This is a genomic window from Rhodococcus sp. KRD162, from assembly GCF_017168335.1.
Classification (GTDB): Bacteria; Actinomycetota; Actinomycetes; order Mycobacteriales; family Mycobacteriaceae; genus Rhodococcoides.
On the sequence record NZ_JABFAU010000011.1, the window covers coordinates 319,670 to 343,595 of the forward strand.

The 23,926-nt window shown below is 65.1% G+C and carries 20 protein-coding genes and 1 riboswitch; of the genes, 12 read left to right on the plus strand and 8 right to left on the minus strand.

Annotated features, from left to right (window positions below; genetic code table 11):
- Positions 1-34 precede the first annotated feature (34 nt).
- A complete protein-coding gene (map, locus tag J1M87_RS16030) occupies positions 35-910 on the plus strand; it encodes a type I methionyl aminopeptidase (protein ID WP_206490435.1) in 876 nt (291 codons plus the stop codon).
- Entirely contained in the window at positions 907-2,442 is a 1,536-nt protein-coding gene (locus J1M87_RS16035; RefSeq protein WP_206490437.1) for a cobyric acid synthase, read from the plus strand. Before map ends, J1M87_RS16035 begins: the two co-directional genes overlap by 4 nt.
- Here the strand turns inward: J1M87_RS16035 and J1M87_RS16040 are convergent.
- Genes J1M87_RS16040 through J1M87_RS16050 form a run of 3 tightly spaced genes read right to left on the minus strand, consistent with a single transcriptional unit; the run spans position 2,426 to position 4,400 of the window.
- Positions 2,426-3,121: an ABC transporter permease gene (locus J1M87_RS16040; RefSeq protein WP_206490439.1), complete on the minus strand. Its 696-nt coding sequence runs from the start codon at positions 3,119-3,121 to the stop codon at positions 2,426-2,428. The two genes, J1M87_RS16035 and J1M87_RS16040, sit on opposite strands and share 17 nt — an antisense overlap.
- Complete coding sequence (locus tag J1M87_RS16045) at positions 3,118-4,041, minus strand: ABC transporter ATP-binding protein (RefSeq protein WP_206490441.1); 924 nt, start codon at positions 4,039-4,041, stop codon at positions 3,118-3,120. The genes J1M87_RS16040 and J1M87_RS16045 overlap by 4 nt, the downstream gene beginning before the upstream one ends.
- On the minus strand, positions 4,038-4,400 hold the full coding sequence (locus J1M87_RS16050; RefSeq protein ID WP_206490652.1) for a GntR family transcriptional regulator: 363 nt from the start codon (positions 4,398-4,400) through the stop codon (positions 4,038-4,040). Before J1M87_RS16050 ends, J1M87_RS16045 begins: the two co-directional genes overlap by 4 nt.
- 106 nt (positions 4,401-4,506) lie before the next feature.
- Here J1M87_RS16050 and J1M87_RS16055 point away from each other — a divergent pair, with 106 nt between their 5' ends.
- A complete protein-coding gene (locus tag J1M87_RS16055; protein WP_206490443.1) occupies positions 4,507-5,073 on the plus strand; it encodes an alpha/beta hydrolase in 567 nt (188 codons plus the stop codon).
- A gap of 11 nt (positions 5,074-5,084) precedes the next feature.
- Here J1M87_RS16055 and mtr read toward each other — a convergent pair whose 3' ends face one another.
- Together mtr and J1M87_RS16065 are read right to left on the minus strand one after the other, a co-directional pair.
- Positions 5,085-6,470: a mycothione reductase gene (gene mtr, locus J1M87_RS16060; protein WP_206490445.1), complete on the minus strand. Its 1,386-nt coding sequence runs from the start codon at positions 6,468-6,470 to the stop codon at positions 5,085-5,087.
- The gene (locus tag J1M87_RS16065) at positions 6,467-7,507 is read right to left on the minus strand and encodes an alpha/beta hydrolase (RefSeq protein WP_206490447.1); all 1,041 of its coding nucleotides are present in this window, start codon (positions 7,505-7,507) and stop codon (positions 6,467-6,469) included. Before J1M87_RS16065 ends, mtr begins: the two co-directional genes overlap by 4 nt.
- A 177-nt stretch (positions 7,508-7,684) precedes the next feature.
- On the opposite strand from J1M87_RS16065, the gene mqo reads away from it, so the two are divergent.
- The 9 genes from mqo to J1M87_RS16110 all read left to right on the plus strand — a co-directional run bounded on the left by mqo (position 7,685) and on the right by J1M87_RS16110 (position 20,531).
- Positions 7,685-9,205, plus strand: coding sequence for a malate dehydrogenase (quinone) (gene mqo / locus J1M87_RS16070; RefSeq protein WP_206490448.1), 1,521 nt, complete (start codon positions 7,685-7,687; stop codon positions 9,203-9,205).
- Between the two features lie 11 nt (positions 9,206-9,216).
- Positions 9,217-9,693: a GNAT family N-acetyltransferase gene (locus J1M87_RS16075; protein WP_206490450.1), complete on the plus strand. Its 477-nt coding sequence runs from the start codon at positions 9,217-9,219 to the stop codon at positions 9,691-9,693.
- 74 nt (positions 9,694-9,767) lie between these two features.
- Positions 9,768-9,897, plus strand: a riboswitch (cobalamin riboswitch).
- Positions 9,898-9,942: 45 nt separating this feature from the next.
- Complete coding sequence (locus tag J1M87_RS16080; protein WP_206490452.1) at positions 9,943-11,862, plus strand: magnesium chelatase subunit D family protein; 1,920 nt, start codon at positions 9,943-9,945, stop codon at positions 11,860-11,862.
- Positions 11,863-11,871: 9 nt separating this feature from the next.
- Positions 11,872-12,492, plus strand: coding sequence for a cob(I)yrinic acid a,c-diamide adenosyltransferase (cobO, locus tag J1M87_RS16085; protein WP_206490455.1), 621 nt, complete (start codon positions 11,872-11,874; stop codon positions 12,490-12,492).
- A complete protein-coding gene (locus J1M87_RS16090) occupies positions 12,486-13,880 on the plus strand; it encodes a cobyrinate a,c-diamide synthase (protein WP_206490456.1) in 1,395 nt (464 codons plus the stop codon). Before cobO ends, J1M87_RS16090 begins: the two co-directional genes overlap by 7 nt.
- A gap of 12 nt (positions 13,881-13,892) precedes the next feature.
- Entirely contained in the window at positions 13,893-15,995 is a 2,103-nt protein-coding gene (locus tag J1M87_RS16095; RefSeq protein WP_206490458.1) for a cobalamin biosynthesis protein, read from the plus strand.
- A 111-nt stretch (positions 15,996-16,106) separates the two neighbouring features.
- A complete protein-coding gene (locus tag J1M87_RS16100; RefSeq protein WP_206490462.1) occupies positions 16,107-17,789 on the plus strand; it encodes an ATP-binding cassette domain-containing protein in 1,683 nt (560 codons plus the stop codon).
- The gene (gene cobA / locus J1M87_RS16105) at positions 17,756-19,036 is read left to right on the plus strand and encodes a uroporphyrinogen-III C-methyltransferase (protein WP_206490464.1); all 1,281 of its coding nucleotides are present in this window, start codon (positions 17,756-17,758) and stop codon (positions 19,034-19,036) included. Before J1M87_RS16100 ends, cobA begins: the two co-directional genes overlap by 34 nt.
- Before the next feature lie 64 nt (positions 19,037-19,100).
- Positions 19,101-20,531 (plus strand): MFS transporter, encoded by a 1,431-nt coding sequence (locus J1M87_RS16110; protein ID WP_206490653.1) that lies wholly within the window; start codon positions 19,101-19,103, stop codon positions 20,529-20,531.
- Here J1M87_RS16110 and mgtE read toward each other — a convergent pair whose 3' ends face one another.
- The 3 genes from mgtE to yaaA are packed head-to-tail and all read right to left on the minus strand — an operon-like array spanning position 20,532 to position 23,872.
- A complete protein-coding gene (mgtE, locus tag J1M87_RS16115; RefSeq protein WP_206490466.1) occupies positions 20,532-21,878 on the minus strand; it encodes a magnesium transporter in 1,347 nt (448 codons plus the stop codon).
- 42 nt (positions 21,879-21,920) lie between these two features.
- Complete coding sequence (locus J1M87_RS16120; RefSeq protein WP_206490468.1) at positions 21,921-23,132, minus strand: DUF2786 domain-containing protein; 1,212 nt, start codon at positions 23,130-23,132, stop codon at positions 21,921-21,923.
- Positions 23,129-23,872 (minus strand): peroxide stress protein YaaA, encoded by a 744-nt coding sequence (gene yaaA, locus J1M87_RS16125; protein WP_206490470.1) that lies wholly within the window; start codon positions 23,870-23,872, stop codon positions 23,129-23,131. The genes J1M87_RS16120 and yaaA overlap by 4 nt, the downstream gene beginning before the upstream one ends.
- Positions 23,873-23,926: the final 54 nt, after the last annotated feature.

Below are 23,926 nucleotides of genomic sequence, written 5' to 3' on the forward strand. Positions count from 1 at the left end.
TGGAGCCGATCGGGTGCCGACTACTGTGGGGCTTATGTCTGTGACCGCCGAGAGCACGCCACGCCAGCCACTCGTACCAGGCGTTGTTTCGCCCGTCCTTGCGGTGCCGAAGTCGATCGAGCGGCCCGAGTACGCGTGGAAGTCGACGGTTGCCGAGGGGAGCGAACCCTGGGTGCAGACTCCCGAGGTCATCGAGAAGATGCGCTTGGCGTCGAAGATCGCTGCTCGAGCGCTTCAGGAAGCGGGCCGGGCGGTCGCCCCCGGCGTGAGCACAGACGAACTGGACCGGATCGCACACGAGTACATGATCGATCACGGCGCATACCCGTCCACGTTGGGTTACAAGGGTTTTCCCAAATCGTGCTGCACCTCGCTCAACGAGGTCATCTGCCACGGCATCCCCGACTCCACGGTGATCGAGGACGGTGACATCGTCAACATCGACGTCACCGCGTACATCGACGGCGTGCACGGCGACACCAACGCGACCTTCCTGGCCGGCAACGTCTCCGAGGAAGCCCGTCTGCTCGTCGAGCGCACGCACGAGGCCACGATGCGCGCCATCAAGGCGGTGAAGCCGGGTCGGGCACTGAACGTGATCGGCCGGGTCATCGAGTCGTATGCGCATCGGTTCGGCTACGGGGTGGTCGAGGACTTCACCGGTCACGGCATCGGCACCACCTTTCACAACGGTCTCGTCGTGCTGCACTACGACCAGCCCTCGGTGGATACGGTCATCGAGCCGGGGATGACGTTCACCATCGAACCGATGATCAACCTGGGCGGCATCGACGCCGAGATGTGGGACGACGGCTGGACTGTGGTCACCCGTGATCGGAAATGGACCGCGCAGTTCGAGCACACGCTCGTGGTGACCGAGACGGGTAGCGAGATTCTGACTCTCCCGTGAGTCCGCGCGGTGCACTTCTCGTTGCCGGGACGACGTCCGACGCGGGCAAGAGTGTGTTGGTTGCCGGTCTGTGTCGCATGCTGGCTCGCCGGGGCGTCCGGGTAGCTCCGTTCAAGGCGCAGAACATGTCCAACAACTCGGTGGTGACGCTCGACGGCGGTGAGATCGGCCGAGCCCAGGCGATGCAGGCCGCGGCCTGCGGCCTGGAGCCGAGTGTGCGTTTCAATCCGGTGTTGCTCAAGCCGGGCAGCGATCGGACCTCGCAATTGTTGGTGCGCGGGCGTGCGGTGGCGCAGGTGAATGCGAGCAACTACATCGAGCATCGGCGGTCGTTGCGGGCGGTGGTGGCCGAGGAGTTGGCTTCTCTGCGTGCAGAGTTCGACGTGGTGATCTGTGAAGGGGCCGGTTCGCCTGCCGAGATCAATCTGCGCGCGACGGACTTGGCCAACATGGGTTTGGCGTCGGCGGCATCGCTGCCGGTGATCGTCGTGGGAGATATCGATCGCGGGGGCGTGCTCGCGCATCTGTTCGGCACCGTGGCGGTGCTGTCCGAGGAAGACCAGGCGCTCGTTGCGGGCTTCGTGATCAACAAGTTTCGAGGCGACCCGGCTCTGTTGGCTCCCGGTCTCGATCAGTTACACGCGTTGACCGGGCGGCCGACGTACGGCGTCGTTCCGTTCGCCGACGGACTGTGGCTCGATGCCGAGGATTCGCTGGGCACCGTTCCCGATGCCCCGGTGGGCAGGCCGCGTCCGCCGGTCGGGTCGCAGTGGCTACGCGTTGCGGCGGTGCGGTTGCCGCGAATTTCCAACACCACCGACGTCGAGGCGCTGGCCTGCGAGCCGGGTGTGTCGGTGCACTGGGTCACCGAGCCGTCTCGGCTCGAGGATGCTGATCTGGTGGTCGTCCCGGGCAGCAAGTCCACCGTCTCGGATCTGGAGTGGTTGCGGCGCACCGGTCTTGCTCGTGCCATTTCCGAGCGGGCCGCGGCGGGTCGGCCGGTGCTGGGTATCTGCGGCGGCTACCAGATGCTCGGCCGAACCATCTCGGACACTGTGGAGTCGGGTGTCGGTGTGGTCGAGGGGCTCGGCCTGCTCGATCTGGACATCGAATTCGCGGACGAGAAGGTGCTCGCGCAGGTGAACGGCTTCTCGGTCGAGTTCGGCTCGGACGCAGTGGCAGGGTACGAAATTCATCACGGTCGCGTTGCCCGGAACGGTGACCGGCCGTTGTCGTCATCGGCATCGGGTGCTGACGAGGGCAGTGTGCGCGGCAGTGTCGTGGGCACCCACTGGCACGGTCTGCTCGAGTCCGACGGCTTCCGGCGTCACGTGCTCTCCTGGGTGGCAGAGGCGTCCGGGCGTACCGGATTCGTGGTGGCACCTGCTACGTCGGTCAGGGCTCTCAGAGAGCAGCAGTTGGATCTGCTGGCGGATCTCGTGGAGGACAATCTCGACGTCGACGCAATACTCGATCTCATCGAGAACGGCGTCGACCGTCGCGTCGAGATGATTGTCACGCAGTTGCTTTGAGCAAACCGAACCAACTGGCGGCTGACAACACGCCTGCGATGGTCAACGGGATGACGACCAGCAGTAGGATCCGCGGCGTGTCGGTGAAGAAGCTGCCGATGTGCGGCCACCAGTTCTGCCAGGTCACGAGAATCGCTCCGCCGCCGAAGACCACGAGCGCGCCGAGACCGAGCGTGAACAGTCCGTTCGTACGGTAGTGCCGATAGACGACGCCGATGAAGGCACCGATTCCGCCGATCATCAACAATCCTGTCACCAGGGCGGCCCATTGGAGGACTGGATTGTCGGTCGCGTATCGGGCGAGGCCGAACATACGGATGTTCTTGCCGAATCCGCCGGTCGCCGCCTCGACCAAGGACAGCAGATACACGATCGTGCCGATCGCAACCGACTGTGTAATCCCCACGAGGGCTGTAGCGCTGAGGAATTCGCGTCGGGTGATACTCAGGCTCAGTGCGTAGGGAAAGCACTGTGTTATGGCGGTGATGTAGAACGCGATGGCGAATCCGTACACGGAGAACACGCCGCCGGTGAAGGTGGAGTCGGAATTGCTCGTCGGTACCACCAGGAAGATGCCGTAGGTGATGGCGAACACTATCGCAAGGATCCCCAGTGGCCACGTGAATGTGGTCGCCCATGAGGTGTTGTGGACGCGGGCTACGTTCAGTATTCGCTTCATGACACTGTCTCCTCGGTGTCGCCTGTCGTGCGTTCGATGATCAACTGCTGCAACGGAACGGCCTCGATGGTCAGCCCTGCTGCGGTACCGTCCGTCTTCTGCCGTTCGTTCAATCGGCCGTCGATGGTGGTGCGGGCGCTCGCGCCGAGCGCAGTTCGGTGCAGTATTCGGTGCCCCGAGGCGAACGAGTCGACGGCCTGTGCCGGCCCTGTTATCTCGAACGCGCTCTCGCGCAGGGAATCCGAGTCCTCGTCGAGCACGATCTTGCCCTTGTCGATGAGAATTACGTGTTCGATCAGATCGCTCACCTCGTCGATGAGGTGAGTGGACAGCACGACGGTTCTGGGATTGTCGGCGTAGTCGGCAAGCAATCTGTCGTAGAACATGTGTCGCGAGACGGCGTCCAATCCCAGATACGGCTCATCGAAGAATGTCAGTGGTGCCCGCGAGGCCAGTCCGATGACGATGCCGAGTGCCGAGGTCATTCCTCGTGAGAGTTTTTTGATCTTGCGGCCGAGTGGTAGGTCGAAATCGCGTAGTAGTTCGGCGGCGAACTCGCTGTCCCAGTGCGGAAGTATGTGCGAGGCCTGCGAGATGGCACTTTTCACCTTGAGATCGTCGGGATACTTCTGGCTTTCCTTGACGAAGCACACGTGAGCCAGAGCGCGCGGGTTCTCCCATGGGCGTTGTCCGAATATCGAGATCTCACCGGCGCTGTGGCGCATCTGCGCTGTCATCATCTGCATGACGGTGGTTTTGCCCGCGCCGTTGCGGCCGAGAAATCCGTAGATCTTGTTCTGTTCGATCTCGAAACTGACATCGTCGACGGCGGTGAACGAGCCGAAGTTCTTGCTCAGGTGAGTCGTCGATGCAGCGATGGTGCGGGGTTCGTCCATCGAGTCGAGGGTGTGGACGCTCATCGTGCTTCCTCCCAGTTGTCGAGCATGGTCTTGAGTTCGTCGACGGTCATGCCGAGTTTGCGTGCCTCGGTGACCAACGGATCGATGTACTGGCGAGCGAACAGCTCGCGGCGACGGAATCGAAGAGCGTCCCGAGCGCCTGCAGTGACGAACATCCCGATTCCTCGTTTCTTGTAGACGACGCCATCGGCGACGAGCTTCGCGAGACCTTTGCCCGCCGTCGCCGGATTGATGCGATGGAACGCGGCGAGCTCGTTGGTCGAGGGGACCTGCTCTTCCTCGGCCAGCGAGCCATCGACGATGGAGTTCTCGACGAGCTCGGCGATCTGCAGGAAGATCGGCCTGCCCTCGTCCATCAGAACCGCCGCCGAAGCAGGTCGGTTACTTGCCTCAATGGTTCATTACTCATGTAACTAACCATAGAACCGGTACGAGTTCGGCGCAAGAGGCAGTACCGTCGTTCCCATGGAGTTCACGCATGTGAGTGCCGCGGGCGGGAAATGTTCGGTTCGAGTCGCGGGCCCGGACAGTCGGCACGCTGTTCTTTTACTTCCCGATGCCGATGATCCGGTGGACGTCTACGACGCCGTCAGCGAGCGTCTTCACAACTCCGACCTGAAAACCGTTGCGCTGGAAAGCATCGACGGCGTGAGCGACGAGGTCGTCCTCGCCGTTCTCGACGAACTGAAGTTGTCCTGGGTGCACCTGGTCGGCAGTGGTGCGGGTGCAGAATCGGCATGGACCTTGGCCGCGAAAACCTTCGGGCGATTCGCCAGCCTGATCGCCGTGAACCGCTGCCACCCCGCCATCGCAGACGAGCAGGGCGTGGTTCGCGCCGCCGACTGCCCGGCCGTCGAAATACCGACGACCTTGGTTATCGGGTCCTCGCTCGGACGGACGCCGGCCGACGCGAGCGGGCGGTTCGCCTACTCGGATTTCCGGGTGGTCCAGCTCGATGGAGTGGAAAACATCCCCGCTGATGCGGCGGCGGCACTGGCCACCGAAATCGCGCTCCGCACCAGCCCCTGGTGAGTGGGTCGGACCTACACTTCGAGACCGAGCAGCGCGTTCTCGACCACCTCGGGCAGCCCGGGATGAATCCAGTACTGGCCACGGGCCATGTCCTGGGCCGATAGTCCGAAGCTCATCGCCTGGATGATCGGCTGAATCAATGTCGGAGCCTGGGCCCCGATGATGTGGGCACCGAGAATACGCCCGGTTCCCTTCTCGGCGATGATCTTGCAGAGGCCTTCGCTGTCCTCCATGGCCCAGCCGTAGGCGACATCGCCGTAGTTCTGCACCTTGACCGTGATGTCCAGCCCGGCGCCGCGGGCCTGCTGCTCGGTCATGCCCACCTCGGCGATCTGTGGATCGGTGAACACGGCCGCGGGAACGAAACGATGATCGTTGGCGCGCAACGCCGTGGTGTCGCCGTGCCACGCGTCCTGGAGCAGGTTGTACTGAACGACACGGGCTTCCTGGTTGGCCACATGCTTGAGCTGGTACGGAGACGAGACGTCACCGAGGGCGAACACTCCTTCGGCCGTAGTACGACCGAACTCGTCGACGACGATGCGGCCCTCGGCGTCCAGTTCGATGCCGGCCGTGCCCAGGTCGAGACGGTCCCCGTTCGGTTCGCGGCCCACAGCAACGAGAAATGCGTCGCCGAGTACCTTCGTGCCGTCCGTGAGCACCACACCCTGCAGTCCGTTCTCGGAGATCGCCGTCGACTCACCGGAATCGAGGTGGACGTCCCATTTCGCGGCGGCCAGCTCGGTGAACCGGTGCGAGATGTCGGCATCGAGCGCGCGCAGGAGCGCGCCCTTGCGCGCGATGATGCTGACCTTCGAGCCGAGGGCGGAGAACACGTGCGCGAATTCTGCTGCGATATAGCCGGATCCGAGAATTACCAGATGCTCGGGAAGCTCCGGCAGTCGCATCACGTCGTCGTTGGTGTGGTACGAGACGTCCGAATCGACGATGGACTGCGGCACCACCGGCCGGGACCCGGCCGCGATGACGATCTGGTCTGCGGTGATAACGGCGCCGGTGCCGGTATCGATGGTGCGGGGGCCGACGAACGTCGCATGGCCCTCGAAGAGCGTGACGTTGGGGCTGCCTTCGGCCCGGTAGCTCTTTCCGCTCTCGGAGATGGGGTCGATACGACCGAAGACGCGGTCGACGATGTCGGGCCAGCGCACCGCATCGACGTGGGCATCGACGCCGTACTTCGCCGAGTCACGCACGGTACGGGCGACTTCGGCGGCGTAGACGAACATCTTGGTGGGGATGCAGCCGACGTTGAGGCAGGTGCCGCCGAACGTCGAATTCTCCTCGAGCAGAGCGATCTTCTTGTCGTCGAATCGCGAATCGGCGATGGAGTTTCCTGATCCGGAGCCGATGATCGCGATGTCGAAGTGCTCTGTCATGAAATGTGTCCGCTCTCACTGTGGTCTTTGCCCGACGCGTGGCCGGAGTTCTCGCTTCGGTGCAACCATTCGATCCACTCGTCCATTTCCTCGAAGGCCCGTGCGCGAGGCCCTTCGGTGGACAGAAACACATCGTGCCGTGCTCCCTCGATCGGAACGATCGTGGTGCGATCGCCGAGGCAGCCGGCCCAGCGTGCGATCTGCCGAACGTCCAGAACGGCGTCCGCAGCGTCGACGGCCGAGCTGTAGCGGCGGGAGAAGTGCGTTACTTTCGAGCGGAGAATCAACGAGGGAATACCGATGTCGAGGCCTCGGTGCAGTTCGGCGTGCCCGCGACGAACAGCGCGAATCCAGCCGAAGGTGATCGGGAAGCCGGACAGCGGCTTCCAATCGAGGTTGTACTCCCACTCACCCTTCTCCGACGCGGCGAGCGAGAGACCGTAGGTGTCGAGGCCGGTGCCGGGGACCTTCGTCTTGGACCGAAGACGCCCGATCACGTCGATCGCCGCGGTACCTACGCTGCGAACGGCGGGTGGTCCCTGCAGGTCGAACCACGGGCTGTTGAGCACCACCCCGCTCAGGCCGAGGCCGGCGGTACCGCCTGTCCGGCGGTTGAGGCGGGCGAGCCACAGCGGCAGAACGAGGCCGCCCGTGGAGTGGGCCATCAGCAGTACCGGGGCCTGTGGGCGCTCGGTGCGCACCAGCCGCAGAGCCTCGTCGAGTTCGGCGTCGTACATTGCCAGATCTGTCACGAAGTGAGCGGTCTGGCCTTCGCGGCGTGAGCGGCCGCACTTGCGTAGGTCCAGCGCGTAGAAGGCATATCCCATCGCCGCGAAGTGCTCGGCGATGTGTCGCTGGAAAAAGTAGTCGGTGAACCCGTGGACGTAGACGACCGCGCGCTCGACGTTGGCTGCTCCGGGCGGTTGATACCGAACGAGAGTGGCCTCGACCTGCCCTTCTCCATCCGGATCGTCTCCGAGTGCAATGGTCGTCTGTTCGTAGCCGTCGCCGAGGACATCGGGCACCCAGGTAGTCACAGATCACAACTGTAGTGGGCGCCGTTCGCTGCGTCCGAGGAGCACAATCGATCTCGGGTTGACGTGGTGTCCGACGGGGTAGGCCCAGCTAGTAACCTGTCCGCATCGGGTCAGTAGCCCTCTACACAGCTGAGTTCTCCGATCGAGACCTCCACAGACAAGGAAGTCGATTCTCCAGTGTCAAACGAAGAGCAGGGTAAGCGGATCAAGACCGACGTCGTTCTGGTCGGTGCCGGAATCATGAGCGCCACCCTCGGTGCGCTGCTCCGTCAGCTCGAACCGAACTGGTCGATCGACGTCTACGAGCGCCTCGATGCTGCTGCAGCCGAGAGCAGCGACGCGTGGAACAACGCGGGCACCGGCCACTCGGCGCTGTGTGAACTGAACTACACGCCGCAGAACAAGGACGGCAGCGTCGACATCACCAAGGCGCTCAAGGTCAACGAGCAGTTCCAGGTCTCGCGGCAATTCTGGGCGCACGGCATCGAAGAAGGTGTGCTCTCCGATGCCAAGAACTTCATCAACCCCATTCCGCATGTGAGCTTCGTGCACGGGGCGGACAACGCCGAGTACCTGCGCGCGCGCTACGAGGCGCTCGTGGGCAACCCCCTGTTCGCGGGGATGGAGTACATCGACTCGAAGGACGAATTCTCGAAGCGGTTGCCGTTGATGGCTCGCGGTCGTGACTTCTCCGATCCGGTGGCGTTGAACTGGAGCCAGGACGGCACCGACGTCGATTTCGGAGCGCTCACCAGGCAGCTGCTCAATTACCTGTCCTCGGCGGGCAGCACCGTGCATTTCGGGCACGATGTGCGCAATATCTCCAAGCAGTCCGACGGCACCTGGGATGTCAAGGTCGTCAACCAGCGGACCGGCGCGAAGAAGACCGTCAACGCCAAGTTCGTGTTCGTCGGGGCGGGCGGTGGGGCACTGCACCTGTTGCAGAAGTCCGGTATCGCGGAGATCAAGGGATTCGGTGGCTTCCCGGTCAGCGGCGAGTGGCTGCGCTGCACCAACCCCGAGCTGATCGCTCAACATTCGGCAAAGGTATACGGCAAGGCCTCGGTCGGCGCTCCGCCGATGTCGGTGCCGCACTTGGACACTCGTGTCATCAACGGCCGTCAGGGCCTGTTGTTCGGCCCCTACGCCGGCTGGTCGCCCAAGTTCCTCAAGCAGGGCAAGGTCACCGACCTGCCCGGTTCGGTCAAGCCCGGCAACCTGATGTCGATGCTCGGTGTCGGTGTGACCGAGCTCGGACTCGTCAAGTACCTGGTCAGCGAGCTGGCGCAGTCGCAGGCAGATCGAGTGGAGACGCTTCGGGAGTTCGCACCCACAGTGGTAGCGAAGGATTGGGAACTCGTCACCGCCGGCCAGCGCGTTCAGGTCATCCGCAAGAAGGGGCGCGGCGGCGTGCTCGAGTTCGGCACCGCAGTGGTCAATGCTGCGGACGGCACCATCGCCGGCCTGCTCGGTGCATCGCCCGGTGCTTCCACCGCCGTCCCGGCTATGCTGGACGTGCTGCAACGCTGCTTCGGTGACAAGTACGACTCCTGGCAGCCCAAGCTCAAGGAAATGGTCCCGTCGTTGGGAGTCGAGCTGGCCCAGAACAGGTCGCTGTTCGACGAGGTCTGGAGCTGGACGTCGAAAACTCTGCAGCTCGAAAACACGCGTGAGGTCGCACAGCCCACGGGTGTGTGATAGCAAAAGGTATGAATACGCAAGCAGCAGCTCTCAAACGATCATGGGCACTAGACCTGTCCAACAACACGTTGTACGACCTGTTGAAGCTGCGCGTCGAGGTGTTCGTGGTGGAGCAGGCGTGCGCATACCCGGAATTGGACGGGCGTGACCTGCTCGCCGATACGCGGCACTTCTGGCTCGAACGTGACGGTGAAGTGGTGTGCACCCTTCGTCTGCTCGAAGAGCACGACGACGGGGAGAAGGCCTTCCGGATCGGTCGACTCTGCACCCAGCGCTCGGCCAGAGGGCAGGGCCACACCACGAGGATCCTGCGGGCAGCGCTCGCCGAGGTCGGCTCGGCACCGTGCCGGATCAACGCGCAGAGTTACCTCGTCGACATGTACGCCAAGCACGGATTCCTGCCCGACGGCGAGGAAGTTCTCGAGGACGGAATTCCGCACACTCCGATGCGTCGGGGCGGCGGCACAGCCTGGAGCGAGGCGTAACAACCGCCGCAACACCCGATCTGCGAATGCCACACACGGTCACACCGTGTGTGGCATTCGTGTGTTCGGCTGTAGTGTTCGATTCCGAAGTCGGTCGCGGAGAAGTCCTGTGTGAATCAGGCGCGGTCCCGCCACTGTGTTCAGGAAGGTCTTCGTTCAGCGAATACTCCTGTCAGCCAGATCGCCGCCCGGCTTCGCGATTTTCACCGAACGCCCGGCGCGGAACTCCGGGCACGAAGGGACGAAGCTGTGCAGGGAAATGGGAGTGGTCCCGAACCGGGATATCCGTTCAGTGCGATTGTCGGTCAGGACCAACTGCGCTTGTCGTTGATTCTGTGTGCCGTGCATCCAGGGATCGGCGGTGTGCTGGTTCGAGGTGAGAAGGGCACCGCGAAATCGACAGTGGTACGCGCTCTCGCGACGTTGCTGCCTGCGGTGCAGGACGCGGAGGGATCGCGTCCGGCGAAATTGGTCGAGCTTCCGGTCGGGGCCACCGAGGATCGGGTGGTCGGCTCCATCGACCTCGAGAAGGTGCTGCGCGACGGCGAACGCGCATTCCAGCCCGGCCTGCTCGCGGCGGCGCACCGCGGAGTTCTCTACGTCGACGAAGTGAACTTGTTGCACGATCACCTCGTCGACGTGCTGCTCGACGCGGCCGCGATGGGCCGGGTGCACGTCGAACGCGATGGTGTATCGCATTCTCACCCAGCGCAATTCGTGCTCGTGGGAACGATGAATCCCGAGGAGGGCGAGCTTCGCCCGCAGCTGCTCGACCGGTTCGGTCTGGCGGTGGAGGTGACGGCCTCGCGTGAGGTGGAGGTCCGCATGAACGTCGTGCGCCGCCGCATGGACTACGAGCGCGACCCGTACGCGTTCGCCACTGCATTCCGCGACGAGGATGCCGCCGTGGCCGAGCAGATTCTGGCCGCCCGAAAGATCCTCGACGATGTGGTCCTGAGCGACAAGGAACTTCGGCGTATCGCCGCCCTCTGTGCGTTCTTCGACGTCGACGGGATGCGCGCCGATCTGGTGCTCGCGCGCACCGCGTCCGCCCACGCCGCGTGGCGCGGTGCAGGGGAGGTGGCAGAAGAGGACGTGCGAGTTGCCGCCGAGTTGGCGCTGCCGCATCGGCGTCGACGCGACCCGTTCGACGAGCCCGGCATCGACGACAAGCAACTGGACGAGGCGATGCGAGACGCCGCCGAACAGGCCGATCAGCAACCCGACCCCGAGCCGGACCCGGACGGCGGCGGGGGTGCCCCCTTGCCGGACCGTGCCGAGGACACCGAATCCTCGGAACCTTCCCGGCCTCACGAGGACCGATCCGCTCAGCCGCGCCCCTCCGGAACCAGCGGTGACAAGCAGGCAGGAACTCCAGGAGCGCAGTTCCGGGCCCGTCTGATCGAGCTCCCCGGAGTGGGTGAGGGTGCCCCGGGCCGACGATCGCGGTCGCGCTCCACGCACGGACGGTCGGTGCGGCCCACCGCCGAACGAAACAGGAGCCTGCATCTGATCGGCACCCTGTTCGCTGCGGCCGAGCACCAAGTCCTTCGAGGACGTACGTCGGGCAGATTGCGGCTAGAGCCATCGGATCTGCGGGGGGCCATCAAGGAAGGCCGCGAGGGGAACCTGATCGTCTTCGTCGTCGACGCCTCGGGATCGATGGCTGCGCGAGACCGGCTCTCGGCCGTGACCGGCGCTGTTCTGTCGCTGCTCCGCGATGCGTATCAGCGACGCGACAAGGTGGCAGTGATCACCGTCCGCGGCACGGCCGCCGAGACGGTGCTGCCGCCGACGTCTTCGGTGGACGTGGCCGTGACGCGACTGCGCACCATGAAGACCGGTGGAAAATCACCGCTGGCACAGGGCTTTGTGAAAGCCCGCGAACTGGTTCTGCGAGAACGGGTTCGAGACCCGCTCCGTCGAGCGCTCGTGGTTGCCCTGACCGATGGCCGTGCCACCGGTGGCGTTGATCCCGTCGGTCGGGCTCGGATCGCCGCCGGCCGTATCGCCTCGGACAAGATCGCCTCGGTCGTGGTCGACTGCGAATCGGGAATGGTCCGACTCGGATTGGCCGCAGAGTTCGCCGCGGCTCTCGGCGGCGGCTACGTCGCGCTGTCCGACCTGTCTGCCGAGCAGGTCACCGCCGTCGTCCGCGCAGCGGCGTAGGGGCCAGCAATGCCTCAGGGTGTACCGGCTCCGGGAACCGTTCCGCAGGACGGTCTCACGACCCGACAGCGACGCAACCAACCCGTTCTCGCCGTCCATACCGGCCCGGGTAAAGGAAAATCGACCGCAGCGTTCGGGATGGCGTTGCGGGCCTGGAATCAGGGCTTCGACGTCGGGGTGTTCCAGTTCGTCAAGAGTGCGAAGTGGAAGGTCGGCGAGGAAGCGGCGTTTCGGGCTCTCGGGGAACTTCACCGGAGCTCGGGTGTCGGCGGAGCGGTCGAGTGGCACAAGATGGGCGAGGGGTGGTCGTGGTCCCGCAAGAAAGGGAGCGAGGTCGATCACGCCGCGGCGGCGGCCGAGGGCTGGCGCGAGATCGTCCGTCGGATCGAACAGCAGACACACCGGTTCTACGTACTGGACGAATTCACCTACCCGCTCGAGTGGGGCTGGGTCGATGTCGCAGAGGTGGTCGAGGTTCTGCGCAATCGTCAGGGTGATCAACACGTCGTCGTCACCGGACGTTATGCGCCCCGCGAGCTGATCGAGGCCGCGGACCTGGTGACCGAGATGACGAAGATCAAGCACCCGATGGATGCCGGCCGAAAGGGACAGCGAGGCATCGAATGGTGAGCCCGACGTGTCCGGCCGTGGTGATCGCGGCTCCCGCGTCGGGTAGCGGTAAGACGACCGTGGCCACCGGTTTGATGGGAGCGCTGCGGGCCGCAGGCCGAAAGGTTGCACCGTTCAAGGTGGGCCCGGACTACATCGACCCCGGCTATCACGGCCTCGCAGCCGGGCTGCCAGGCCGCAATCTCGATGCGGTGATGGTCGGTGCCGATCGCATCGGCCCACTGTTTCGGCACGGCAGCCGGGGTTGCGATATCGCCGTCGTCGAGGGCGTCATGGGACTGTTCGACGGCAAGATCGACATGACCGGCCCAGGGGAGGCATCCGCAGAAGGATCGACCGCACGGGTGGCCGCCATGCTCGGCGCTCCGGTGGTTCTCGTCGTCGATGCGCGCGGCCACAGCCAGTCTCTCGCGGCTGTGCTGCACGGGTTTTCGACCTTCGATTCCAGCGTCCGCATCGGCGGTGTGATCCTCAACCGGGTCGGCAGCACGCGTCACGAGGATGTGCTGCGTCAAGCGTGCGAGCGGGTGGGTGTGCCGGTGCTCGGCGCGTTGCCGAGAATGAGCGAACTGGTGGTGCCGTCCCGGCATCTGGGGTTGATCACCGCCATCGAACACGGGGGAGCGGCCACCGATGCCGTCGAAGCGATGAGCGCACTCGTTTCGCAGTTCGTCGACCTGGAGGCAGTGAGCGCCCTGGCCAGGTCGTCGGTGACATCGGCCCAGTGGAATCCCGAGGACGAGGTCGAAAGATCCGAGGGCGCACCGGTCGTGGCAGTGGCGGGTGGCCCCGCGTTCACCTTCGGCTACACCGAGCACGTCGAACTGCTACGGGCCGCCGGGGCCGACGTCGCCGTCTTCGACCCGTTGCGTGACGGATTGCCCACCGGCACGGCAGCAGTAGTGCTGCCCGGCGGATTCCCCGAGGAACACGCCGGAGCGCTGGCCGAGAATCGAGTGTTGCTGTCCGACATAGGATCTGCCGCGGCCCGCGGATTACCGGTCCATGCCGAATGCGCTGGGTTGCTCTACCTGGCCAGGCGATTGGACGGTCACGCCATGGCCGGTGTCATCGATGTCGACGCGCGATTCGGAAACACCCTCACCCTGGGGTACCGCGATGCCGTGGCCCTCGAATCCTCGACCCTGTTCGATGCAGGAACTCGCGTCACCGGCCACGAGTTCCATCGGACCGCGCTCGTCGACGTTCGCGAGGGGGCCTCGGCAGCCTGGGGTTGGCACACACAACGCCCGGACGGCAGAACCGCAGTGCGCGAAGGCTTCGTCCGCGGCGGAGTGCACGCGTCGTACCTGCACACCCACGCCGCAGGCCATCCTCACGCCATCAGTCGATTCGTCTGCGCCGCAGTCGACTACGCGCGGGCGTAGAGCCGGTCGACCATGCGCGTGGTAGTCGGAATCGGAGCGCGGAAGGGAGTAGATGCAACCGAGGTGATACGCGTCGTCTCGACTGTGCTGCAGCAGAACTGGCAGGTCGACACGATCGCCTCGATCGACGGAAAAGCCGAACTGGTGTCGGCGGTGGCGTCGAACATGGGGGTGCGGGGGGTGACGTACTCGGGGTCCGAACTCGCGCAGGTCACGACGACGAGTTCCTCGCCGCGCGTTCTCGACGCCGTCGGCAGTGCCAGCGTCGCCGAGGCCGCGGTGCGCCTGGCCGGTGCGGCAGGGCCGCTGCTGGTGCCGAGAACCGTCCAGGGTGCGGTGGTCGTCGCGGTGGCTGCGGTGGCTGCGGTGGCCGCGGTGAGCGAGGTGGCCGGGAATTTCCGTGCCGAAGGCTGGCAAACGTCGACCGACCCGGGCACTGTGGATCGAATGAACCCCGACAGCCCTGTTGTGCTCGGCCCGATCGCCCGGTACGTCGGCACCGACACGGCGACCCTGTGGTTCGAGATGGCCGAAGCATCGACCGTCACGGTCGTCACCGACACCGGCGTTCGGGCGCAGGAACGAACGTGGGGCCTGTACGGCCATCACTTCGCGCTGGTCGCACTGGAAGGGCTGCCCGCCGATTCCACCGTGCACTACGAGGTGTTCGTGGACGAGCGCACGGTGTGGCCGCCTCAGGGCCGCCGAGCCGCCATCCACACTCTCGACGTCCACGGGCCCGTCACGTTGGCATTCGGATCGTGCCGACGAGGCGACAACTACAGCAAAGAATCTCTCGATCAGATCGGGGCCGACGCCCTGGCCGGACTCGGGAATGCGCTGATCGAGCAGGATCCCGGTCAGTGGCCGCAGGCGTTGCTGCTGCTCGGTGACCAGGTCTACGCCGACGATCCATCGCCGGAGATCCTCGAGCGGCTGCAGGAGCGCCGACGGTCGGGGCAAGGGCCGACGAGTGCGATCGGCACCGATGCGGACAACGAGATCTGCGATTTCGAGGAGTACTCCTGGCTGTACCGGGAGTCGTGGGGGCTCGAGCCGGTCAGAACATTGATGGCGAGCATCCCGTCGTGCATGATCCTCGACGATCACGACCTACGCGACGACTGGAATTCCTCGGCCTCCTGGCGTCGGGACATCGAGACCCGGCCGTGGTGGAACGACCGCGTCGTCGGCGCGTACTCCTCGTACTGGGTGTATCAGCACCTGGGTAATCTGTCGCCGAACGAACTGGCGCAGGACCAGATGTACTCCGCGGTACGATCGGCCGCCGGCGATGCCGAGCGAGAGAAATTGTTGGCGGACTTCGCCTTACGCGTGGACCGGAAGCCCGAGGCCGGACGGTGGAGCTTCTGTCGCGATTTCGGTGATACCCGGCTGATCATGATCGACTCACGCTGCTCGCGAAATCTCGATCCGAACAACCGAGAGATGGTCGATGCGAAGGAATGGGCCTGGGTACGTGAGCGAGCCATGGAGAGGACTCCGCGGCATCTGCTGTTCGGTTCCTCGTTGCCCTACCTGATGCTGCCTGCCCTGCATCACCTCGAACAGTGGAACGAGGCTGTGGCGCAGGGGAGTTGGGGCCGGTTGCCGGCCAAGGTGGCGGAGAAGATGCGCATCGGCCTCGATCTCGAACACTGGGCGGCTTTCACCAACTCGTTCCACGACATGGCAGCTCTGACCCGTGAGCTCTCCCGCGGGGAGAACACACCCGCCTCCATCCTGTGGCTCTCGGGAGACGTGCACTGCTCCTATGTCGCGAATGCGGACTTCGGGGTGGGCGGCCGCGCGGTGCCGGCGACCTATCAGCTCACCATGTCGCCGTTCCGCAATCCGTTGGATCTGCCGATCCGCGCGGTCAACAAGCTGGCCATCAAGCACCCTGCGGCCAGGGTCCTGTCGCAGCTGGCGCGCGCTGCGCACGTGGGACCATCCGGTGTCGAGTGGGAGGCCGAGGCGGGGCCGTGGTTCGACAACGGCGTGATGTTGCTGACCCTGCACGGCGACTCGGCTCGGTTGCAGGTGCGCCACGCCCATGTCGACGATGCAGGCAAGCAGGTTCTCACGGAGACCGCGACCCTGGCCCTCGCCTAGAGACAACTCGAACTCGCCTAGAGAGCGCTGGCCCTCGCCTGGAGACAGCTCGCCCTCGGCGACCGAGAAACGATTGGCCATCGCGGGGCCGATGAGGTTGGCTGGTTCGTCGTGGCCCACCTCGAACTGAACGACATCGTCTACTTCCTGCCCGATGGACGGCAGTTGCTCAACGGCGTCGGATTTCGGGTGGGCGACGGTGCCAAGGCTGCGCTGATCGGCCCCAACGGAACCGGCAAGACGACGCTGACCCGGATCATCGCGGGCGACGAAACCGCGGATGAGGGCTCTGTGTCGAGTTCAGGCTCGCTCGGGGTGATGCGGCAGTTCGTCGGTCAGTTGCGCGACGATTCGACCGTCCGCGACCTGCTGCTGTCGGTGGCCCCGCCCGCAGTTCGAACGGCTGCCGCTGCGCTCGATGCAGCCGAGAACGCGATGATCGAGGTCGACGACGAGAAGACCCAGATGAAATACGCGCAGGCTCTGGCGGATTGGGGTGATGTCGGCGGCTACGACCTCGAGCCGTTCTGGGACAAGGTCACCACGGCAGCACTCGGAATGCCGTTCGATCGAGCGAAGTGGCGCAGTGCGTCGACTCTCAGTGGCGGTGAGCAGAAGCGCCTCGTACTCGAAGCGTTGTTCGCCGGCTCGGACACTCTGTTGCTTCTCGACGAGCCGGACAACTATCTCGACGTGCCGGGCAAGCGCTGGCTCGAAGCGACCATTCGCGATTCCGACAAGTCCGTCCTGTTCATCAGCCACGACCGGGAGCTCATTGCCAACGCCGCCAACCGGATCGTGACGCTGGAGCCGGGCGTCAGCGGTGCTACCTCGTGGGTGCACGGCGGCGGGTTCGGGACGTATCACGCCGCGCGCGAGGACCGGAATGCTCGGCTCGACGAACTGCGTCGGCGGTGGGACGAGGAACTGGTCAAACTCAGGGCATTGGTCCTGCGTCTGCGGGAGAAGGCCAAATTCAACGACGGGGTTGCCGCTCGATATCACGCGTCTCAGACCCGGTTGGCCAAGTTCGAGGAGGCCGGACCGCCGGAAGCGGTGCCGTTGAAGCAGCACGTCACCGTTCGTCTACGCGGCGGCCGAACAGCCAAGCGTGCGTTGGTCTGTACGGCACTGGAACTGACCGGACTGATGAAGCCCTTCGACACCGAGATCTGGTACGGAGACCGCGTCGCCGTGCTGGGCTCCAACGGTTCGGGCAAATCGCACTTTCTGCGGCTGCTCGCCAACGGTGGCACCGATCCCGAGAAGGAACACCAGCCGGTGCAGGAGCTCGCGTTGGATCCGGTACCGCACACCGGCACGGCGGTCCTCGGGGCCCGGGTGCGGCCTGGACTGTTCGCGCAGACGCATACCCGCCCGGACCTGGCGGGCAACACGTTGCTCGACATCTTGCACATGGGCAACGAGCATCGGGACGGGATGGGACGGGAGGCCGCGGGGCGGGCACTGGACCGATACGGTCTGGCCCGCGCTGCCGAGCAGTCCTACGACAATCTCTCCGGCGGCCAGCAGGCCCGGGTACAGATCCTGCTGCTCGAACTCTCCGGTGCCACACTGCTGCTGCTCGACGAGCCCACCGACAACCTCGACCTCATGTCGGCCGATGCGCTCGAGGACGCGATCGCGGCGTTCGACGGCACCGTCATCGCGGTGACACACGACCGCTGGTTCGCCCGCAGCTTCGACCGATTCCTGGTGTTCGGCAGCACCGGTCAGGCCTACGAATCCGCCGAGCCAGTATGGGACGAGAAGAGGGTGCAGCGCGCGCGGTAGCGTTTCCTCTCGTGAACGCGACTGATTCTCCCTATCTGGTCGGCCTGAATCTGGACGGGCGACGCGTCGTCGTGGTCGGGGGTGGCACCGTCGCGCAGCGTCGATTGCCGCTGCTCATCTCCTCCGGTGCCGTGGTGCACGTCATCACTCGTGAGGCAACACCCGCCGTCGAGGCAATGGCGACGGCGGGCCAGGTGACGCTCGAATTGCGCGAGTATCGCGAGGGCGACCTCGCCGAGGCCTGGTACGCCATTGCCTGCACCGACGAGGCCGAGACCAACGTCGCGATCGTCGCAGAGGCCACTGCGGCCAAGATCTTCTGCGTCCGCGCAGACATCGCCAAGGACGGGACGGCAGTGACGCCCGCCTCGGCCGAGTGGGACGGCCTGACCCTCGGTGTGCTCGCAGGCGGGGAGCACCGGCGGTCCGCTGCTGTGCGCAATGCCGTGATCGAGGCCCTGCAGTCCGGTGTGGTTGCCGATTCGGCGCATGCCCCGATGACCGGTGTCGCGCTGGTAGGTGGTGGCCCCGGTGACCCCGATCTCATCACCGTCCGCGGACGAAGGCTGCTCGCCTACGCCGATGTCGTGGTGGCCGACCGCCTCGCTCCGCCCGAGCTGCTCGCCGAGCTGGGGCCGCACGTCGAGGTGATCGACGCCTCCAAGATTCCGTATGGCCGCGCGATGGCGCAGGAAGCGATCAACCAGGCGTTGATCGACGGTGCGCGAGCCGGGAAGTTCGTCGTGCGGCTCAAAGGCGGCGATCCCTACGTGTTCGGACGTGGATACGAGGAGCTCGAGGCGCTCGCGGCCGAGGGAATTCCGGTGACCGTGGTACCCGGCATCACCAGTGCGATCTCGGTGCCGTCATCGGCCGGAATCCCGGTGACGCATCGAGGCGTCACCCACGAGTTCGTCGTCGTCAGCGGCCATGTGGCCCCTGATCACCCCGATTCGCTCGTCGATTGGGCAGCTCTGGCCAAGCTCGAGGGCACCATCGTGCTGCTCATGGCCGTCGAGCGGATAGGGCTGTTTGCCGACGTACTGGTTGCAGGCGGCCGGGCGGCCGACACTCCGGTCATCGTCGTACAGGAGGGCACGATGCGTACCCAGCGCGAGGTTCGGGCGGATCTGAGCACCGTCGCCGAGGCCGTCCGTGAAGCAGGGATCAGGCCTCCTGCAATCGTTGTGATCGGAACTGTTGCCGGTTTCTCTGTCAACGCCGGTACCGTGAACTCTCGTGCCTGAAACACCGATACCCGACAACTCCGTCACCGAGATCAAATACCCGGTGACCACCCGCGCGTTCGGGATGGCCATCATCGTCCTGAGCGGCCTGCAATTGATGGTGGTGCTCGACGGCACCGTCGCCAACTTGGCGCTGGCACCGCTCCAGGCCGATCTCGGGCTGTCGGACGCGGGCCGCAACTGGGTGCTGACCTCGTACGCACTGGCCTTCGGCGGGCTGATGCTGCTGGGCGGCAGGCTCGGCGATGCCTTCGGACGCAAGAAGATGTTCCTGGCCGGCGTGGTGCTGTTCACCGTCGCGTCGTTGCTCTGCGGCCTCGCGGTCAACGAAGCCACCCTGGTCGCGGCGCGAGCGTTGCAGGGTGTCGGTGCCGCGGTGGCCTCGCCCACGGCATTCGCGTTGGTGGCGACGACCTTCGCACCGGGACCGGTGCGCAACCAGGCCATTGCGATCTATGCGGCCATGACCGGTGTCGGATCCATCGCCGGTCTGATCATCGGTGGAGCGCTCACCGAGGTGTCCTGGCGCTGGATCTTCCTGATCAACGTGCCCATCGGTGTGGTCATCGTGGTGCTCGCGGTCGTGTCGCTTCAGGAGACGGTCGGCGCGAAGTTGGCGCTGGACGTACCCGGCGCGATCCTGGCGACGCTCGGTTGTACCGGCGTCGTGCTGGCGCTGAGCGAGGGCACCGAACTGGGCTGGACCAATCCGATCGTGATCGTCTCGCTGGTGGCAGGGCTGCTCTTCCTCGGACTGTTCCTGATGGTCGAGCGGCGAGCCGACAATCCGCTGCTGCCGTTCTCGTTGTTCGGCAGCAGCGACCGCGTTGCCACGTTCGTGGCGATCTTCTTCGCCGGTGGCGTGATGTTCTGCCTGGCGGCGTACGTGGCCCTGTTCGTCCAGGACATCCTGGGCTACAGCCCGCTGCACGCGGGTCTGGCGTTCGTTCCGTTCGCCTTCGGTCTCGGTGCCGCGGCGTTCCTCGCCTCGCAACTGGTCACCCGGATCGCCCCGCGATGGCTGATTCTCAGCGGTGCGGTCATCATGATCGGCTGGTTGATGGTTTCGGTGACGACGATGAACGCGGATTCGGCATACTTCCCCGGGTTGTTCTTCCCCGTCATCGGCATCGGGTTCGGAGTGGGTCTGACGGTGGTTCCACTGCCGCTGTGCGCCATCGCCGGGGTCAGCCCCACCGAGATCGGTCCGCTGACCGCGATCGCGCTGGTTGCGCAAACACTCGGTGGTCCGCTGGCTCTGGCCGTGATCGGGGCGTTGGTCACCTCACGAACCCTCTCCCTCGGGGGCACGTCGGGACCGGCGAACCTGATGAACGACCTGCAACTCGACGCCCTGAGCTCGGGCTACATGTTCGCGTTGTTCTGCTGCGCGGTCTGTGCCGTGATCGCGGGAGCCGCGGCGCTGTTCATCCGCTTCACCCCGCAGCAGGTGGCCCAAGCCCAGGCCGCTCAGGAAGACGCCCAGAAGAGCTGATCACACGCCGAGAACTGCCTTGGCGATGAGGAAGTAGACGATCAATCCGCTTGCATCGCAGAAGGTCGAGATGAACGGCGTCGAGAACACCGCAGGATCGACACCGATCTTCTTGGCAACCAGCGGCATGGCACCGCCGACCGTCGCCGCAAGAGTGCAGATGGACAGCAATGTGGTTCCGATCACGACGCCGAGGTGCCAGTCGTAGACGAGTCCGGCGATGACGAAGCCCAAGGTGCCGAGCATGGCACCCATCGTCGCTCCGACCCGAACCTCGCGAAACAGCACCGCGGCGATGTCTCGCGGTCGTACGTCGCCCAGCGCCAGAGCGCGGGTGACGGTGGTCGCGGCCTGCGAACCGGTGTTGCCTCCGGTCCCGGTGAGCAGCGGGATGAACAGGGCGAGAGTGACGACGGCGGCGAGTGCGTGCTCGAAGATCTCGAGGACCTGCACCGTGAGAATCGCAGACAGGGCCAGCACGAGCAGCCACACCACCCGCGAGCGAACGATGGACAGCACCGGAGTGGACAGATAGGGCCGCCGTAGCGGTTCCGAACCGCCCGTGCGAGCGGCGTCCTCGTCCTCGGCTTCCTCCAGAATGCGTGCGGACTGCTCGAGGGTGAGAATCCCGACGAGCCTTCTCTCGGAGTCGACGACCACCACAGCGGGGCTGCGGTGCTCGAAGCACTGCCGGGCCGCGATCTCGGCGGACGAGTCCGCCTTCACCACAGGATGAACCGAATACAGATCGCCCACGGCTGTCGTCGACGCCGCGGTTGCCAGATCGGCGAGGGTGACCACACCGAGCAGCGTGCGTTGCTCGTCGGTGATCGGCAGAACATAGACCGATTCGGCATCCGAGCCGGTTCGGCGCACGGCATCGAGCGCCTCGGCCACCGTCGTATCGCTGTGCAGGCGCACGTATTCGGGGCTCATTCGCCGTCCGACGCTTCCCCGGTCGTATCCCAACATCGGTGCCGTGAGCGCTCGTTGCGTGGGGGAGAGTCCACGCATCATTCGATGCGCGACATTCGAGGGCAGTTCGTCGAGCAGTTCGACGCGGTCGTCCGGGTCGAGGTTCTCGAACAGTGCGATCACGTCGTCGCTGCGCAGGCTCTCGAACAGCTCACTGCGCACCGTGGCGTCGAACCGCTCGAACACCGATACCGCCTCGTCCTTGGGCAACAGGCGATAGAGCACCGCACGCTGAGCTGAGTCGACCCGCTCGAGTATCCGCACGGCATCCGTGGTCGACACCTCTGCCATCAACGTCGACAGGGCGGCCATATCGCGCTCGGCGAGCAATTCGGAGGTTCGCGTCATGATGTCGTCGAGAGTTTCGGGCACAGAACCATTTTGCCTTGGTGCTCGGGTCGGGCGAACGACGCGTCAGCGGGTGAGATCGGCTCGATCGGCCGCGGCATGACCGGAATCCCAACCCTCGGCGTCGAGGCGGGGTCCGCGCATCGGCTTGGCCGTCGGAAACAGCCGATCGAATTCCGCTTCGACGGCGACGGTCCGGGCCGCCAGCATCGGCAACAGATCCTCGGATTCGTGACCGACCTCGGCGAGAGTGTGCGCGTCGGCGTCGGACAGGCGGTCTCCGATGCGAACGGCGTAGGCGTACAGGAACGCCTTGCCGAAGGCAGCCGAACCTGCTTTCTTGCGCTTCTTCGCTTCGGGGGAATGGCCGAGCGCCCGTGTTGCCTGCACCAACAGTGAGGTGAACAACAATTCGGTCTGCTCGACATCGACCGGCGATCCCACCAGAGTCGCCACAGCGAACTCGGGATCCCAGATGGCCTTGACGCGGTTGGCGGTTCCCACGACGTGGAGCAGTTGAGCCTTTGCAGGCGCATGCGGGCCGTCGACGTGCACGCGTCGACTGTGAATATCGATGTTGCCGCGGGAGAGCAGCATGGTGTCGATGGAGTAGCGGGTCATCAACTCCTGCGCCTTCGCCGTCAACGTCTCGGCTTCTTCCTCGAAATCCGTGGCATCGGCTTTGGCCAACAATCCGCGAATCTTGCTCAGCATCTTGGTGTTCGGTGCGTCGGAACCGGCCACACCGACCACCGTCGGGCGAGCCCGCGGCCACTGGGAGGGCTTCGGACCGAGCTGAGGCCAACGGGGAAGGGTCTGCCAGCGACCGAGCAGGGTCAGCACATCGAGCCATTGATCGCTCGCGGCGATGTAGTCGGACTTGCCGGACGCTGCGAGGTAGGCGGTCAGGAAATCCGGTGTGGCCTCCACCCGAGCCGCGACTTTCGGGAACTGTTCGCAGATCGAGGACAGCTGGTCCACCCAGTCCTGAGGTGCTCGTGAGTCGGCGTCGGTGAGATCGGCCTGATGCAGTAGGACCGCTGCGGCCAGTGCGGCCACCGCGACGGTGTGCTGACGGCGCACTACGTGCACCAGATCCATCGGCTGCCAACCGTTTTCGTACAGAACCTCGATCATGTTCGTCAGTGTCAGAGAGCCGAGTGCGGTCGCGTCCAGCGACACCAGTCGATCGGCGACGTCGTCGGCGATGCGATGGCTCTTGGTCTTTCCGGACGACGCGTCGGCACCCTTGCGGAGGAGACCGGGAATATCGGTCATTCGGTGAGCACGATCACTTCGGTGTTCGAGGCCACTTCCACGCGCAAGCCTGCCTTCGAGGCCACGCGCGCAACAGCTTTGGCATCCTTGGGCTCGGCGGTGGTCAGGGTCAGCGCGCGAGCCAACAGTCCTTTGTGATGCTTGTTGAAGTGGCTCACCACCGATCGACTACCGTCCGGTTTCTCGGTGAGCACCGTTGCGGTGATCGCGCCGGGGATCGGCCCGAGCTGTTGGTAGGTGCCCGAGCGTAGGTCGACGACAACCCCCTCGGCCTCGCTCAGGATGGCATCGGAGAGTTTAGGCTTCCAGTGCGATCGCAGTGTTCCGAAATCAGGGATCGACGAGCCCCCCGACAGCCGATAGGACGGAATCGGGTCGGAGGCGCGGACGGCCCCGAACAGCGCCGACCCGATCCACAATCTCGCGTGTGCCCTGGCGCGACCGGCACGGGTGAACGAACGCGCGTCCAGCGCGTCGTAGAGCACGCCGGTGTAGCGCGCCAGCGCGGGCGCGGTGGGTGAGGTCCACAGTCGAGCATTGCGTTCTATCTCGTCGATCTGGGTCCGGCCGAGCCCGAGCGCGGTGACCGATGCGTCGATGTCGGCGGAGAGCTCGACCAGCGCGTCGGCGAGTGTGCGGCGAAGGGGGAGCAGAGAGGGCAACGACAACCGGTTCAGATCGAGGGGTGCTCCGGAACCGCCGTCGGACTTCGTCTCGGAGGGAGGAAGCAGAATCAGCACGGGCTAGAGGCTACTCACTTCGCGGCCACCTGCTCACAGGCGCTGCACGAGCGA

Coding starts and splice junctions, on each gene's coding strand:
- map (WP_206490435.1), top strand. CDS start 35: ATGTCTGTGACCGCCGAGAGCACGCCACGCCAGCCACTCGTACCAGGC.
- J1M87_RS16040 (WP_206490439.1), bottom strand. CDS start 3,121: ATGAAGCGAATACTGAACGTAGCCCGCGTCCACAACACCTCATGGGCG.
- J1M87_RS16045 (WP_206490441.1), bottom strand. CDS start 4,041: ATGAGCGTCCACACCCTCGACTCGATGGACGAACCCCGCACCATCGCT.
- J1M87_RS16055 (WP_206490443.1), top strand. CDS start 4,507: ATGGAGTTCACGCATGTGAGTGCCGCGGGCGGGAAATGTTCGGTTCGA.
- mtr (WP_206490445.1), bottom strand. CDS start 6,470: ATGACAGAGCACTTCGACATCGCGATCATCGGCTCCGGATCAGGAAAC.
- J1M87_RS16075 (WP_206490450.1), top strand. CDS start 9,217: ATGAATACGCAAGCAGCAGCTCTCAAACGATCATGGGCACTAGACCTG.
- cobO (WP_206490455.1), top strand. CDS start 11,872: ATGCCTCAGGGTGTACCGGCTCCGGGAACCGTTCCGCAGGACGGTCTC.
- J1M87_RS16090 (WP_206490456.1), top strand. CDS start 12,486: ATGGTGAGCCCGACGTGTCCGGCCGTGGTGATCGCGGCTCCCGCGTCG.
- J1M87_RS16095 (WP_206490458.1), top strand. CDS start 13,893: ATGCGCGTGGTAGTCGGAATCGGAGCGCGGAAGGGAGTAGATGCAACC.
- cobA (WP_206490464.1), top strand. CDS start 17,756: ATGGGACGAGAAGAGGGTGCAGCGCGCGCGGTAGCGTTTCCTCTCGTG.
- J1M87_RS16110 (WP_206490653.1), top strand. CDS start 19,101: ATGGCCATCATCGTCCTGAGCGGCCTGCAATTGATGGTGGTGCTCGAC.
- J1M87_RS16120 (WP_206490468.1), bottom strand. CDS start 23,132: ATGACCGATATTCCCGGTCTCCTCCGCAAGGGTGCCGACGCGTCGTCC.